Origin of the sequence: Vibrio sp. NFR (genome assembly GCF_027587095.1) — a bacterium.
GTDB lineage: Bacteria > Pseudomonadota > Gammaproteobacteria > Enterobacterales > Vibrionaceae > Vibrio > Vibrio harveyi.
The window spans coordinates 515,762-529,092 of record NZ_JAPPTN010000002.1; the positions used below are offsets into that span (position 1 = coordinate 515,762).

General features: G+C 46.3%; 12 protein-coding genes. 5 read left to right on the forward strand and 7 right to left on the reverse strand.

The window, feature by feature from the left end; all coding sequences use genetic code 11:
- Window positions 1-93: 93 nt before the first annotated feature.
- Window positions 94-525, reverse strand: a complete 432-nt coding sequence (locus OH463_RS05940; RefSeq protein WP_047514211.1) for a DUF2000 domain-containing protein — start codon at window positions 523-525, stop codon at window positions 94-96.
- Between the two features lie 218 nt (window positions 526-743).
- Window positions 744-1,559: an enoyl-CoA hydratase/isomerase family protein gene (locus tag OH463_RS05945; protein ID WP_269990839.1), complete on the reverse strand. Its 816-nt coding sequence runs from the start codon at window positions 1,557-1,559 to the stop codon at window positions 744-746.
- 189 nt (window positions 1,560-1,748) lie between these two features.
- Between OH463_RS05945 and OH463_RS05950 the strand changes: the two genes are divergently transcribed.
- Window positions 1,749-2,699: a LysR family transcriptional regulator gene (locus tag OH463_RS05950; RefSeq protein ID WP_017818454.1), complete on the forward strand. Its 951-nt coding sequence runs from the start codon at window positions 1,749-1,751 to the stop codon at window positions 2,697-2,699.
- Window positions 2,700-2,791: 92 nt separating this feature from the next.
- Here the strand turns inward: OH463_RS05950 and OH463_RS05955 are convergent, their stop codons facing one another.
- Entirely contained in the window at window positions 2,792-3,337 is a 546-nt protein-coding gene (locus OH463_RS05955; protein ID WP_269990840.1) for a TetR/AcrR family transcriptional regulator, read from the reverse strand.
- A 187-nt stretch (window positions 3,338-3,524) separates the two neighbouring features.
- Here OH463_RS05955 and OH463_RS05960 point away from each other — a divergent pair, with 187 nt between their 5' ends.
- Both OH463_RS05960 and OH463_RS05965 read left to right on the forward strand, forming a co-directional pair.
- Entirely contained in the window at window positions 3,525-4,394 is an 870-nt protein-coding gene (locus tag OH463_RS05960) for an SDR family oxidoreductase (RefSeq protein WP_269990841.1), read from the forward strand.
- A gap of 128 nt (window positions 4,395-4,522) precedes the next feature.
- Window positions 4,523-5,605: an AarF/UbiB family protein gene (locus OH463_RS05965; protein ID WP_269990842.1), complete on the forward strand. Its 1,083-nt coding sequence runs from the start codon at window positions 4,523-4,525 to the stop codon at window positions 5,603-5,605.
- An 80-nt stretch (window positions 5,606-5,685) separates the two neighbouring features.
- On the opposite strand, the gene OH463_RS05970 is transcribed toward OH463_RS05965, so the two are convergent.
- A complete protein-coding gene (locus OH463_RS05970; RefSeq protein WP_269990843.1) occupies window positions 5,686-6,036 on the reverse strand; it encodes a rhodanese-like domain-containing protein in 351 nt (116 codons plus the stop codon).
- A 108-nt stretch (window positions 6,037-6,144) separates the two neighbouring features.
- Complete coding sequence (locus OH463_RS05975) at window positions 6,145-6,756, reverse strand: LysE family translocator (RefSeq protein ID WP_269990844.1); 612 nt, start codon at window positions 6,754-6,756, stop codon at window positions 6,145-6,147.
- Window positions 6,757-6,859: 103 nt separating this feature from the next.
- On the opposite strand from OH463_RS05975, the gene OH463_RS05980 reads away from it, so the two are divergent.
- Both OH463_RS05980 and OH463_RS05985 read left to right on the forward strand, forming a co-directional pair.
- On the forward strand, window positions 6,860-7,726 hold the full coding sequence (locus OH463_RS05980; RefSeq protein ID WP_269990845.1) for a LysR family transcriptional regulator: 867 nt from the start codon (window positions 6,860-6,862) through the stop codon (window positions 7,724-7,726).
- 81 nt (window positions 7,727-7,807) lie between these two features.
- Window positions 7,808-8,173: a VOC family protein gene (locus OH463_RS05985; RefSeq protein WP_017818460.1), complete on the forward strand. Its 366-nt coding sequence runs from the start codon at window positions 7,808-7,810 to the stop codon at window positions 8,171-8,173.
- A 64-nt stretch (window positions 8,174-8,237) separates the two neighbouring features.
- On the opposite strand, the gene OH463_RS05990 is transcribed toward OH463_RS05985, so the two are convergent.
- Window positions 8,238-10,718, reverse strand: coding sequence for a GH92 family glycosyl hydrolase (locus tag OH463_RS05990; RefSeq protein WP_269990847.1), 2,481 nt, complete (start codon window positions 10,716-10,718; stop codon window positions 8,238-8,240).
- A gap of 89 nt (window positions 10,719-10,807) precedes the next feature.
- The gene (locus OH463_RS05995) at window positions 10,808-13,264 is read right to left on the reverse strand and encodes a GH92 family glycosyl hydrolase (protein WP_269990849.1); all 2,457 of its coding nucleotides are present in this window, start codon (window positions 13,262-13,264) and stop codon (window positions 10,808-10,810) included.
- Window positions 13,265-13,331: the final 67 nt, after the last annotated feature.

The window sequence follows — 13,331 nt, forward strand, 5'->3', positions numbered from 1 at the left end:
TGATAGATGCGCTAGATTCTAACCCTAAAAGTGGCAATGTACAGATAGCTTGATGAAAAAATGATGAGAGGATCACTGAGCTATCACGCGCTTTTAGCGATATAAGCTGAACTTCTTGGTCAACTCTCGAAGAGTTTCAGTCTCGCCGAACAAACAAATGCCCAAATACTCTAATTCAGCTTCCGGCGTGTTTTTGGTGGTTTGTTGTTGTACTTCAGAGCCACCTTCTACCATGGTGTGAGTAAAATCGGAGAAGGGGATGCTTTTATCGAGTGCTTGTTGGCGAAGCTTTCTGATTTTGTTGGAGTTGTCCGCTCTCAAGACGATAAACGGATAGTGGGAGATATTTGGATGAACATTGCCGTTGAGGTCGTGATAGTCGGTATAGACTGCGTCGCCATCAGAAAGTTGATTCGCAAGGCTTACGCTCAAGTGTCCTAATACGTTAACGGCGCGCCCCACCTCGACTTTTTTACTGATTACGGCAACAAATCGTTTTTGGTTTTCGTCGGGAAGTTGATTCATGGAGTACCTCGTTTCTCTAATAATCTGGCTATTGTTTAAGTGTCTCCATTGTATTTCCTCGCACGCGCAATTTTGTTTCTAACATTGCTGTCGAAAAGCCAAGTTTGCAATAAACGAATGATTTAATCGTTTTTCATGCAATAAGATTCCCCCAGAGTTTACAAATAGACAAGGCACCAACGGACTGTCGGTGCCTTAGGTCGAGGATGAACCAAGTTCTATTGTTTGTTTAGCTCTGCCGCAGTATCAACAAAGATGCCTTGGATGTCTTTCGCTTCACGTTCTGTTTGACCACCGTGTTTTAGGAACGCGTCGATGATCGCCGCGGTTTTTTGCTCTTTTGCGCGCTCTAAGAAGTAACGCAATTCTAGCTCTGCACCTGCGTCTTCATCTTTAATAGAAGTTGCGATGATCTCTTTGTACATTACGATGTCACGCACTTCTAGTTGGCTAATCACGCCCAATGTTGCCGCCAAGAATCCATCCAACTCTGCTTTAGGAACATACTGAGTAATGATGTTTAACTGCTCTGCTTGTTGTGCCGTAAAGTCGTTACCAAGTAGTAGTGCTTGAAGCGCTTTATTTTTGCCCATGCGACGAGCGAACTGCACCGCACCTTGACCACCCGTTGGGATGTTGACGTGGATCTCTGGCTGAGCAAATGCTGCGTTTTCTGTGCCGTAAGCCAAGTCACACGCCATAACAAACTCATTACCGCCGCCACGAGCCACGCCATCAACCACAGCAACCGATATTTGTTTCATCGCTTTGATGTTGGCAATCATGTGGTTGAATTCAATTGATGCTGCCTGACCACCTTGTGTGCCGTTGATAACGTTCAAATCTAAATGCGCCAAGAAGAAAGACTCATGAAGCGATTTGAATACCACCACTTTCGTATCGCGGTCATCTTTAAGTGATAGGACAAATTCGTTGATTTCGTTAATCAAATCGATAGTCAGTACGTTCACTGGTGGGTTGTTGATTTCAACAGTAGCGATGCCATTTTGTTGTGTGATTGATAGAGTTTTCATAGCTGTTTCCTCAGCGTTAGTAAGATCAGCAGACCTCGGTCACGCGAATTTATTGGTTTGGTATTGAGGAGGTTTGTCTCTCTCCCGTTGTGTGCAGCTACTATAGATTTGTTATAAGATGAGAAAAATAAGCTAAATGGCATATAATTGGTGCCATAAAAGCAACAATAATTTTTTAGGTATGACGTTATGGATTTCTCTAGTCGTTTATTGCTGTTACTAGAAGTGGTCGAGCTTGGCTCGTTCACTAAGGTATCAGAACAGAAGAATGTGGATCGCTCGGTGATCTCAAAGCAGATCAGCCGTTTGGAAGAGGAGCTGGGTGTTCGCTTACTCAACCGAACCACGCGCTCTTTATCATTGACGGCAGCAGGGAGTGAAATGGTCAATCAAGCCAAATCCCTTCGGTCACTTCTCAGTGATACTCACCGTTTGGCGCAGAATTATCACGAAGAGCCTCGTGGTGTCTTGCGCATTACCAGCTCGACCATGTTCGGGCGTCAATACGTTCAAGATGCGATTTCGGTGTTCCAACAACAATACCCAGATGTGGAGTTTGAACTGCGCTTAGAAGATCGCATGGTGGATATGGTGCAAGAGGGCTTTGATATTGGCTTCCGCATCGGACGACCTAAAAACTCGAGCTTGATTACCCGTAAGATTGCGCGAAGTCGTCTGTTGATTGTTGCTGCCCCAGCGTTTTTAGAAAAACATGGTGAGGTGAACAGTCTGGAGAAATTGGAATCTTTACCCGCCACTATTTACGCCGCTCCTGGTTTGTTATTCGATAAATTCGGCTATCAAGATGAGCAAGGTAAACAACAGCATTTTCAGCTTAATGTCGCTTATAAAGTGAATGATGTGGAAATGTTGGCAAGAAGCGCTGCAGGAGGAAATACGCTTGCTGTGGTGACTGCACAAATGGTTCAAGACGAAATCAAACAAGGCAAGTTAGTGCCGATCATGACGCACTTGAACATTGATGATTTCGGTACCTTTTATGCCGTGTATCCGCACCGAGATGCACCGATTAAAACCAAGTTATTTATCGACACACTCAAATCTATTGTGGGAGAAGAGACGCCCATTTGGGAGAAGAACATCCCAAACTTCGACAAGATGTATGGGCGAGGGAAGTAGAGCTATTAAGCGACTAGGCTTCACCATATTAACCTAGACAAAAGAGGCTCGACGGAGCCTCATTCACATTGCTTTTAAAGGCGAGTTTGAATCTAAACTAAAATGCGCTCAACTTGCTCAATAATAAACGCTTCTTCTAGTGCTTTACCTAACATCAACTGATGGTTTAGCAGTCCAAGCATTAGGGTATAAAGTGATTCTTTGTGTTGTGCTGAAACGTAGTTTTCTAGCATCGTCATGTACTTTTGATTCGCTAGTAACATGCATGGATCGGTAGCTACGTTTTCTTGCCCAATCACATCAATATAATCAGACACTAACTTCATCTCTTGGAAGAAACGCGGTGCCATCTGTTGGAAAATTAATACAAAGTTCTCTGCTTGTTGTTCAGGGCTAGCGCTTGTTGCGCTCGGTCTTCCTGCCAATATTTCTGCATCGAAGTTAACCATTGCCTCGGTGGCGGCTTTGAACAGCTCATCTTTACTTTTGTAGTAGTGATAGACCGCACTTTTACTCATGCCAAGCTGTTCACAAAGCTGTCTCATCCCAAGATTTTTGTAGCCAAATTCAAGAAATATACATGTTGCTTTTAGCGCTATTTCTTCTCGTTTTTTATCGTGATCGACGATTTTAGGCATATTTTTCTCTTTTCGATGGTTAGCGTAATCACGGCAGTATATCACAAGATTCTTTTTTTAGACCAAGTGGGCAAGAAAGATCTTTACCTTGTGTTTGAATCGTACTAACTTAAAAAGACCAATTGGTCTAAATAAAGGCTAAGGGACTCTTTGTCTTGTTCCTCTACCAAGAATAGGAAACATCGATATGAAAACGCAGCCTCGAATTTTAATTGTCGGTTCAACGGGTTATTTAGGATCGAATATTGTTGAATTTCTCATGGCGCAGCACGCCGAGTTTAAAGCGTTGGCGAGAAACAAAACCAAGCTCCTTGCGATGGGCTTACAAGAGTCGCAGGCAGTAGAAGCTCAGGTGACTCACCCCGATGAGCTAAAAGGAGTTTGCGAGGGTGTGGACGTTGTTATCTCATGCTTGGGCATTACTCGTCAGCAAGATGGATTAGGTTATTTGGATGTCGACTACCAAGCAAACTTGAACTTACTCGAAGAAGCAGAGCGAGCAGGTGTTGGTAAATTCATTTACATCTCTGCGTTCAATGCTCAGAAATATCCTCAAGTTCGTCTGCTAGAGGCGAAAGAGCGCTTTGCGAGTCGGCTTCTGCAATCAACAAAATTAACCCCTTGTGTGATTCGTCCGAATGGTTTTTTCTCTGATATTACCGAGGTGTACAACATGGCGAAATCGGGTCGAGTGTTTACTTTTGGCGATGGTGAAAACTTGCTTAACCCCATTCACGGAAAAGATTTGGCGAGATTTTGTGTTGAGGCTATCGATAGCACTGAAACGGAGATTAACGTAGGCGGACCGAATGTGTTTTCAGTAAACCAAATTGCTCAGCTTGCATTCAAATCTCAGAATAAGCCGGAGAAAAATACGCATTTGCCGGATTTGTTGCGCAGAGCTGCTCTCGTAATAGTCAGCCACCTACCAGAGAAGTGGGGCGGTCCTGCTGAGTTCTTCCTGACCATGTTAGGCGGTGACAATATCGCACCGACTTATGGTCATCATCGACTGGAAGACTACTTTCGCAGGCTCTCTGAAGAAGACAACATCTGAATCAATTCATCGATTTAAACAGGACTCCACCCAAGTACTCAACCATGACTTTGGTTAGAAAGGGGGAGGTCATGTGCTTCATTGTCGATAAAGTAAACAATATCTGAATCGTTAGCAGGGAGCACTTCATGAACCAACGCCAATTACAGCAGCAAGTATTTGACTTAAGTGATCAAAACTTAATTGTCGGCAATGTGGGTCGATGTCCATTGCCACCAGAAACCTTGGCGTTTACGACAGCGAACTCAGAGTATGTTGTCGAAACGTTTGAAAGTGGTTTGACGGCGCAGGTATTTCATATTCGTGTCGGCGGACGAGACTATACGCTCAAGAAAAAACGCCCACAGGCGAAAGTGCAAAACCCTGATGGTCAGTACTCCTTTCTGAATGAAGTTCAACGCCGTCTTGATTTTCAAACTCAAAAAGACAATCCGAATCTAGCTGAGGATTTTAAACACATTGTTGAGACTGTTTATGCTGATTATCGTTTAGGAATCATTGTTTCAGATTGGATTGAGGGTTCGCGTATTCAAGCCCTAACTGAGGACTTACTAAGGCAGTTATTCTCGACTCTATTTGTCTGTGAGCGAAGTGGATTGTTTGAATGGGATTTGTGTTCAGGGAACTTGCTGGTGGATAAACAAGGTCAGCTAAAGTTGTTCGATTTTGGTTATATGTATCGGTTTGACCCGTTAAGAGAGTTCAACAGCAATGGTATGCATGACCCTATGTTTGATGCTTGTGAGCGGTTTGAAACGCGCTTCTTCTCTGGTTGGTTATTGGAGCAAAATTATTCCCGAAAAGAGGCAGTGCAGCTATTCAAAAACGTGAAACAACAAGGCGTTAAGATGCTTGAATACAAGCGGGACTGGTTAGTTCAAAACTATGCCGTGCCAGAAATCGTAGAGCGAGTGCAAACGTCGATGGAAAAGATACAAACAGCGCTAAAATCTGATGCTGAGTTGGAACATCTTTTTACGCTTGAGATGTTTCGTTCGCATGTGCTCGATATTGAAGATGACTTGGATGGTAAGAGTTGCACGCCAACCACAATTAAACGTGTGCAGTTTGTTTTAGATATGCTGCAGCAACATTATGATTTGTTGGTTGAAGGAGGTGCGTTGTTTTATCAAAATGCCGCTAAGAGTAAAGCCGAACTGATTCAAACCTACCAAGAGAAACACGAATTGGTGCTGCAGTACCAACTTTAGCTTTCGGCGTCGAGAAAACAAAAAAAGCACACGAGAGGTGTGCTTTTCCATGCCATTGTCTAGGCAGGTGCTAAGTGGCATTACTTCGCTTGTTGCATCTCAGCCAAGCCACCCGCGTTATGAAGGTTGGTAAATCCTTGCGATTGTAGGTACTGATACGCTTGCCCTGAGCGATTACCGCTGCGGCAGTAGAGCACGATTTGTGTGTCTTTATCGACATTAGCAAAGTGTTTATCCAACTCTGATAGCGGAAAGTTAACCGCATTGTCCAAGTGACCATCGGCGAACTCTTGTGGTGTGCGTACATCGACAATCATTGCGCCTTGCTCAATCCATTGCCAACCCTGCTCAGCACGTTCAGAAGCCAATACCGATGGTGCGGTGAAAGCTAAGCTCAAACAAGTGAATACAATCGGAAGTAGTTTTTTCATTGAGTTCCTTTCCTCAAGGTCAATTGCCCTTAATCGTTCTGATGAAGATTATACGTGCGATTATCAAACTTCGATGTGGCACCAGTCGAAATGTCGTAACCTAGCGTGTTATGACTTTAATCCTAACATTGCGCCAAACACCAATAACCCAGCGCCACAAGCTTGATTCAACCTATGTTTCACGCGCAGTAATAAGCTCTGTAATCGCGGTGAGGTAAACAAGATGGCAACCATAGAAAACCACATCCCGTGTAGCGCAATCATGTAGACACCGTAACCTAAAGCTAGGTGCTGTGATTCTGCATTCGGGTCGATGACTTGGCTAAAGATACTCAAGAAGAACAACATGGTTTTTGGGTTAAGCACATTGCACAAAAAGCCTTGGAAAAAGAACTGCCAAATGGAGATGCTTTGTTGTGTTTCCCCCTCTATCTTCTGCTGAGAGTCAGTCCCAAAAATCCCTTTTAATCCTAGATAGCTCAGATAAGCCGCACCGAGGTAGCGAATCAAACTGAACAACCATTCGTTCTGTGAGATTAAGTAACTGATACCAAGCAATGAATAGGTAATGTGCACCGAAATCGCAAGACTAATGCCCACGGCACTCCAAATTCCCGCTTGTCTGCCATTGTTGAGGCTGTTTCTAAGAACCAGTACAAAATCAGCTCCGGGACTGATAACGATGAGTATGCCTAATAAGGCAAGGCTGAAAAGCTCCATAGTGTTTCCTGTTTCTTCGTTGTTATTAATGGGGCAATTGTAGGTCGAGAGTTCGGAGACTATAATCGAAACAAATTCCGCTAAGTGTGAGAAAAAGTCACAGATGAGGCATCTTAAATCCTTCCATGTTTTCCATGTCGTGGCATCGTCTGCGAGTTTTAGTGAAGCAGCAAACAAGCTCAATATTACGCATGGTGCAGTGAGTAAGCAGATCAAAGTGTTGGAAACCTATCTGGCTCAACCTCTGTTCTACAAACAGGGGCGTAATATGCTGATCACTAAAGAGGGTGAGATGCTGAAAAGCTACACCGAGCAAGCATTCCAAGCGCTGGAAACTGGCGTGAACAAGCTGGTGCAGGAAAAGCATCAACACCTTGAAGTCTCTTGTGAGCCAACGTTAACCATGCGTTGGTTGATGCCAAGGCTTTCCGCGTTTAATGATGGTTGTGACGCAGATGTTCGTCTTTCGACTGCGGGAGGACCTGTAACGCTTGGCTCGACGGGTCTTGCTATGGCGATTCGTCGAGATGACTTTGAGCCTGTGTATCACTACCCAAAAACCAAGTTAGTGGAAGAGTGGGTGGGTCCCGTGTTTTCACCTGACTATTGGCAGCAAGTGAAAAGCGACTTGGACTCCGTGAAGTTATTACACAGCCAAACCAGACCCGAAGCTTGGCAAGAATGGATTCAGCGCTCTGGTGGTGCGTCGATAAGCGGAAAAGCAGAACAGTCTTTCGCGCATTTCTATTTCTGCATTCAAGCTGCAGTCGATGGCTTAGGTGCGGCGATGGGCTCTTATCCTCTAGTGATGGACGATCTCAAACGCGGTAACCTTGTCGCGCCATTTGGTTTTGTGCCGTCAGGGCATGACTATGTCTTATTGACTCAAGACAAAGCACGTTCTGAACTGGAACAAAAATTTGTCCATTGGCTGCAAAACCAAATGGCGGAGTGTGTGCCTTGCACCTAAGAAACAGAGAGAGACCCTAGTCAGGGCGCGCTGAGTTACCTAGAGTGGTTGAATACGTGCTACATAATGGAAATTTAGGAAATGGAAAACCTCAATATTGTTGAAATTAAATCTTTTGTTCCGGCGAAAGATTATGAGCTATCAAAGCGTTTTTATCAGGCGTTGGGGTTTGAGATGCCTTCGGATTTTGGTGGTGTGGCGTACTTCTTCAAGGGCAGTTGCTCATTCTTGCTGCAAGATTTTTATGAGCCGAAACATTGCAATAATTTCATGATGCATTTGTTGGTGGAAGATGTTGTCAGCTGGCATGAACATGTTTCAAGTGTAGATTTGGAATCATTCGGAGCCAAGATGACGGAACTGATTGATCAACCTTGGAAGATGCGAGAGTTCTGTTTGCACGATCCTAGTGGCGTGTTGTGGCGTATTGGTCAGAACATCGATTGATTTGTTTATGAAAAAAGGTCAGCGCTTGCGAATTGACCTTTGAAGAGGGAAGAGTGATAGAGGTTTATTGAGGCGCTTTCATCGCTTCTGATTGATCGCCCGTCATCACGAAGTGCAACTCACCACCCGGTTTGAACTCGGAATGGTCGAAGAAGAAACCGTTATCCAAAGCTTTGCCATTGATGGTGACAGACTTGATGTACATGTTGTCATCGGCGTTGTTCTCTGTGGTGATGGTGAACGTGCCGCCTTTCACCGGAATCACCGCTTTGTCGAATAGCGGACGACCCACAGTGTAAATAGGTTCTGCTGCGTTCACTTGGTAGAAGCCTAATGCAGACATCACATACCAAGCGGACATGGCGCCCACGTCTTCGTTACCAACTACGCCTTCTGGGGCAGCGAAATACATGTCATCAAGAATGTGGTCGACGACTTGTTGCGTCTTCCATGGTTCTGCGGTCCAGTTGAATAGGTAAGGAATGTGGTGTGAAGGCTCGTTACCAAACGCAACTTGACCAATCAAACCAGACATATCCGGTGTTTCAGTGCCTTGGCTTTCTGCGGTGAAGGTTGCTTCTAGGTTTTTCTGGAACTCAGCATCGCCACCCATGATGGTTTTTAAGCCCGCGATGTCATGCGGTACAAACCAAGTCCACTGCCACGCGTTACCTTCGGTGTAGTTGCCTGTTTCGTGTTCTGTGCCGTATGGGTCGAATGGCGTCATGAAGGTTTCATCAATCATCACTGGGCGCATAAAGCCCGTCACGCCATGTTCTGCGTATTCAGTTGGGTTGTAATCGAAGTATTTTTTGTAGCCTTTTGAGCGTTCAAGATATTGCTCTTCCGCTTGAGTATCACCGGCTGCTTTGGCGATTTGCGCGATAGCCCAATCGTAGAACGCGTTTTCTAGACCGTAAGAAACAGACTCAACCGTGTAGTCTTCAAATACTGGTTCACCATCGACACGCTGGATAGCAGGCGTGAAGCCGTTTTTCTCAATGTAGTCGATGTGCTTGGTTAAAGTGCGATCCAATACGCCCTGATCCCAATCTGCTTGCAGTACCGGGTAGTTGCCGTAAGTCGAAGAGTCGATCGCGGCTTTCAGCGCCAGCTCTTTCTCTTGTTGAGTAAACTCTTCTGGGAACTTGGTCATTGCATCCGCAATCACTGCTACCGCTGGGTAGCCAACCATGGTGCCTGTTTCGTCACCTAAGTGCTCCCATTTCGGCAGCAAGCCGCTTTCAGTGTACTTCTGAACTAGGTTCTTCGCGTATTGCACCGCGCGAGTTGGCTCTGTGATGGTTTTTAGTGGGTGTAATGCACGTTGGGTATCCCATAGAGAGTAAACCGAGAAGTTTGGCTGTTCTTCTGTTGCTTGACCGTAAGCGATGGAGTATTCCTCTTCGCCTTCACGAATCGAGCCTTTGCCCATGCCACGGAATCGACCATCCACGTCTTGATGCACCATAGGCGCAATCTTGGTGTGGTAAAGCGCAGTGTAGAAGATCTCTTTCTGATCTTCCGTGCCCCCTTCAATTGAGAAGTTGAGTGCTTTAGCCCATTTCTCGCGTGCATTGTTACGCGCAGTATCGAAAGAGACATTCGCTTCGGCATCGTAGTTGTTTTCTGCGCCTTGTGGGTCAACCGCAGATAACGCCACTTGCGCATTCAACTCTTGTGAGCCTTCATCTTCAAATTCGATGTAGGCAGTGACGTCCGCTTTGACACGCTTAACAGGATTACCTTGGTCATCGTAAATCAATTCAGAAACGTGCTCTGCCGTTAGGCCGTCAACAGGCTTACCATTGGCAAGGATGTAGACGTCTTTGATCTTCTTATCGAAAGTCGCATAGAAGAAGATTTTTTGGTTTTTCGCCCAACCAGAGAAGTGTGCTGCATCGCGCTCGCCCGTGATGGTATGACCGTCTTCGCTCACCGTCAGTTTGTTGCGCAGAGAGGTCGAACCCCAATCACTGTTAAGGATGGAGTTGAGGTCTATCTTCAGACGTTGTGGTTGACCTTGTGGGTAGGTGTAGCGGTGGAAGCCGACACGTTCAGAAGCTGTAAGCTCAGCTTTGATGCCGTTCTCTGCAATCTTCACTGAGTAGTAACCTGCTTCTGCCACTTCAGAGGTTTTGTCCATCTTGACCGAAATCGCTTCGCGGTAGTCGTCGCTGTCTTCGATGTACTTGGCTTTATCTTCGGTAAACGGCAGGAACAGAATGTCACCTAAGCCGCCCATCCCCGTGCCAGATAGGTGAGTGTGGGAGAAGCCAAATAGGGTCTTTTTATCAAAGTGGTAACCTGATGAAGAGTGCCAGCCGATCAGCTCGGTATCTGGAGAAAGTTGTACCATGCCTTCTGGCACGACAGGACCCGGGAAGGTGTGTCCGTTAAAGCCGGTACCAATGAATGGGTCGACGTATTTTAGGTTGGAAGTATCGACGCTTGGTAAGGTGTTATCGTCGTCATCGTTGCAGCCAGCCAAACCAATAACACTCGCAATCACAGCGGTGGCGATAGCGGTTTTCGTAAAGTTCATAATCTTGATTCCTTAGGCAGGAAGCGAGTCACTTCCTGCCACTGAGTTAATCTATCTGTTTATTCTTTAAACACGAATTACATAAAACGTTACTGAGCTTGAAGCGCTTCTTGCTTGTCACCCGTCATGACGAAGTGAAGCTCGCCGCCCGCTTTGATTTCGCTGTGCTTGAAGGTGAAGTTGGCATCCAGCGGCTTGCCGTTGATGGTTACGGACTTCACGTACTTGTTGTGTGGGCTGTTGTTGTCTGCGATGACTGTGAACTCGCCGCCTTCCACTGGAATGGTGATTTCATCAAACATAGGACGACCGATGGTGTAGACCGGATCCGCAGGCGTCACTTGGTAGAAGCCCATTGCTGACATCAAGTACCAAGAGCTCATCTGACCTACGTCTTCGTTACCAATCAAACCAGTTGGCTCGCTGGTGTACATCTCTGACATGATGCGGTCTAGGTACTCCTGCGCTTTCCATGGCTCATCCGTTAGCGCATATAGGTAAGGAATGTGGTGCGATGGCTCGTTACCGTGCATGTACTGACCGATATAACCCGTTAGGTCGGGCAGCTCTTCACCTGTGTTTGAAGAACGCGCGTTGAATAGTTCGTCCAAGTCTTCACGGAAGGCTTTCTCTGGTGTGGTGTCTTTGCCTTGCGCCAAGTCTGCTTGGTAGATTTCTTGTTTCAGACGGTTGAAATCGTGCATTGGTTGGAACTTCCATTGCCACGCGTTCCCTTCGGTGTAGGCAAACTCGTCCACGTAGTAAGGGTCGAATGGTAGCAGCGGGCATTTCTCTTTCATCACACCTGAGCCTTCTGGCCACTCAACCATTTCACACTCATCCAAACGATCTTCATCAATCGGTTGGTTGAACTCCAAAGGCGGTTTGTTTGGTGATGAACTCAGCGGGTGGTTTTTCGGACGTAAGAAGCCCGTCTCTGCATCCCAATGGTTGAGCCAGTTGTCAGCACGAGTCATAAACTCTTCTTGCAGTTTTACATCGCCAGCCATGCGCGCGATTTCTGCCATTGCCCAGTCGCCATAAGCAAACTCAAGCGTGTAAGAGGCACTGTTCCAGTAGCCGTGATGAACAAAGCCGTTTTCTTCGTACACCTTCACTTGCACAACGTTTGCTGCGCCGATGTTGTTGTCTTCCGTCCAATCTGGGAATTCAGACGCCTCGTGGTAACGCACCGTAAATTCAGCCGCTTCTTTGGCAAGTTGTGGGTCGATGTCTAAGCCTTTTGCCATCGCGTCAGCAATGATAGAAACCGCAGGGAAGCCGATCATAGTGCCCGTATAATGGCTGTGCAGTTCCCATTTCGGCAGAATGCCACCGTCTTCGTATTTACGAATCAAGTCGTTAGCAAACTCTTCGGCACGTTCTGGGTCAATAATGGTTTTCAGTGGGTGCGCAGCGCGGAAAGTATCCCACATGGAGTACACGGAGTAGTTTGGTGTGTCGCCCGCGTCTTTTTGAATGCGAGTACGCATCGCAGGGTATTGGCCGTCGACATCTTGGAAAATCATTGGCGCGATAGAAGCGTGGTAAAGCGCGGTGTAGAAGATCTCTTTCTGATCTTCCGTGCCGCCAGATACCATTATGCGGCTAAGCTCTTGGTGCCATGCGTCGTTTGCTTGAGCGCGCGCAGTATCAAATGACACGTCTTTCGCTTCTGCTTCTAGGTTCTTCTCTGCACCTTCCGTGCCTGTTGGTGACAAACCTACTTGGATTTCTAACGGTGTTGATGATGGTGCGAATTCTAGGTAAGCGATGGTTTTCACTGCGTCGATGTTGTCGTTGTTTACATCGATTTCCGTTTCTGCGCCGTCAACTAAAGCAATGGCTTTGACGATAGGTTGGTTGAAGGTGGCGTAGAAGTACACGTGTTGGTTGTTCGCCCAACCGTTCGAGCTACGTAAACCGCGAATGGTGTAAGCGTCGATGAACTCTAAATCACCCTTCATGGTGCGGTTGTTGAAGTGACCTTTGTTGAGGGTGTGGTCTAAATCGAACTTGATGTGTGGTGTCGTGCCTTCTTTGAAGGTGTAGCGGTGGAAGCCAACACGTTGCGTGGTAGTTAGCTCAGCTTTGATTTCGCCTTTGTTCAGTTCAACTGCGTAGTAGCCCGCTTCTGCGGTTTCGTTGTCTTTATCGAAGGTGTTGAAAACGGCGTTTTCTTTCTTGGTGAAAGGCAGAACTAAGATGTCACCAAGGTCGGTAATGCCTGTGCCAGAAAGGTGAGTGTGGGAAAAACCATACACTGGGATTTCAGTCAGCTTGCCGTGGTCGAAGTAACCGGCAGCAGAGCCCCAGCCTTCCATTTCGGTATCAGGAGAAAGTTGCACCAAACCGTAAGGCACAACCGCCCCAGGGAAGGTGTGACCATCTGCGCCTGTACCAATCAATGGATTGACGTATTGAGTTAGTGTGGTGTCGAGGGATGGAGTACCAGACTTGCTGTTGTCGTCATCACTGTTACAACCAGCAAGACCAAACATGGCAGCGAGAATAGCGGTAGAGATAAGGGTTCTTTTTAGTTTCATTTTTATGGTTCCACAGAAGTGAAGGTTCTACAGAAAATAAGGGGCGAGGGTGTACCCCTTTATCCCC

Bases quoted from the DNA above. Each gene is read 5' to 3' on its own strand.
- OH463_RS05975 (WP_269990844.1), bottom strand. From the start codon at position 6,756: ATGGAGCTTTTCAGCCTTGCCTTATTAGGCATACTCATCGTTATCAGT.
- OH463_RS05960 (WP_269990841.1), top strand. From the start codon at position 3,525: ATGAAAACGCAGCCTCGAATTTTAATTGTCGGTTCAACGGGTTATTTA.
- OH463_RS05965 (WP_269990842.1), top strand. From the start codon at position 4,523: ATGAACCAACGCCAATTACAGCAGCAAGTATTTGACTTAAGTGATCAA.
- OH463_RS05950 (WP_017818454.1), top strand. From the start codon at position 1,749: ATGGATTTCTCTAGTCGTTTATTGCTGTTACTAGAAGTGGTCGAGCTT.
- OH463_RS05985 (WP_017818460.1), top strand. From the start codon at position 7,808: ATGGAAAACCTCAATATTGTTGAAATTAAATCTTTTGTTCCGGCGAAA.
- OH463_RS05980 (WP_269990845.1), top strand. From the start codon at position 6,860: ATGAGGCATCTTAAATCCTTCCATGTTTTCCATGTCGTGGCATCGTCT.
- OH463_RS05945 (WP_269990839.1), bottom strand. From the start codon at position 1,559: ATGAAAACTCTATCAATCACACAACAAAATGGCATCGCTACTGTTGAA.
- OH463_RS05955 (WP_269990840.1), bottom strand. From the start codon at position 3,337: ATGCCTAAAATCGTCGATCACGATAAAAAACGAGAAGAAATAGCGCTA.
- OH463_RS05990 (WP_269990847.1), bottom strand. From the start codon at position 10,718: ATGAACTTTACGAAAACCGCTATCGCCACCGCTGTGATTGCGAGTGTT.
- OH463_RS05995 (WP_269990849.1), bottom strand. From the start codon at position 13,264: ATGAAACTAAAAAGAACCCTTATCTCTACCGCTATTCTCGCTGCCATG.
- OH463_RS05940 (WP_047514211.1), bottom strand. From the start codon at position 525: ATGAATCAACTTCCCGACGAAAACCAAAAACGATTTGTTGCCGTAATC.
- OH463_RS05970 (WP_269990843.1), bottom strand. From the start codon at position 6,036: ATGAAAAAACTACTTCCGATTGTATTCACTTGTTTGAGCTTAGCTTTC.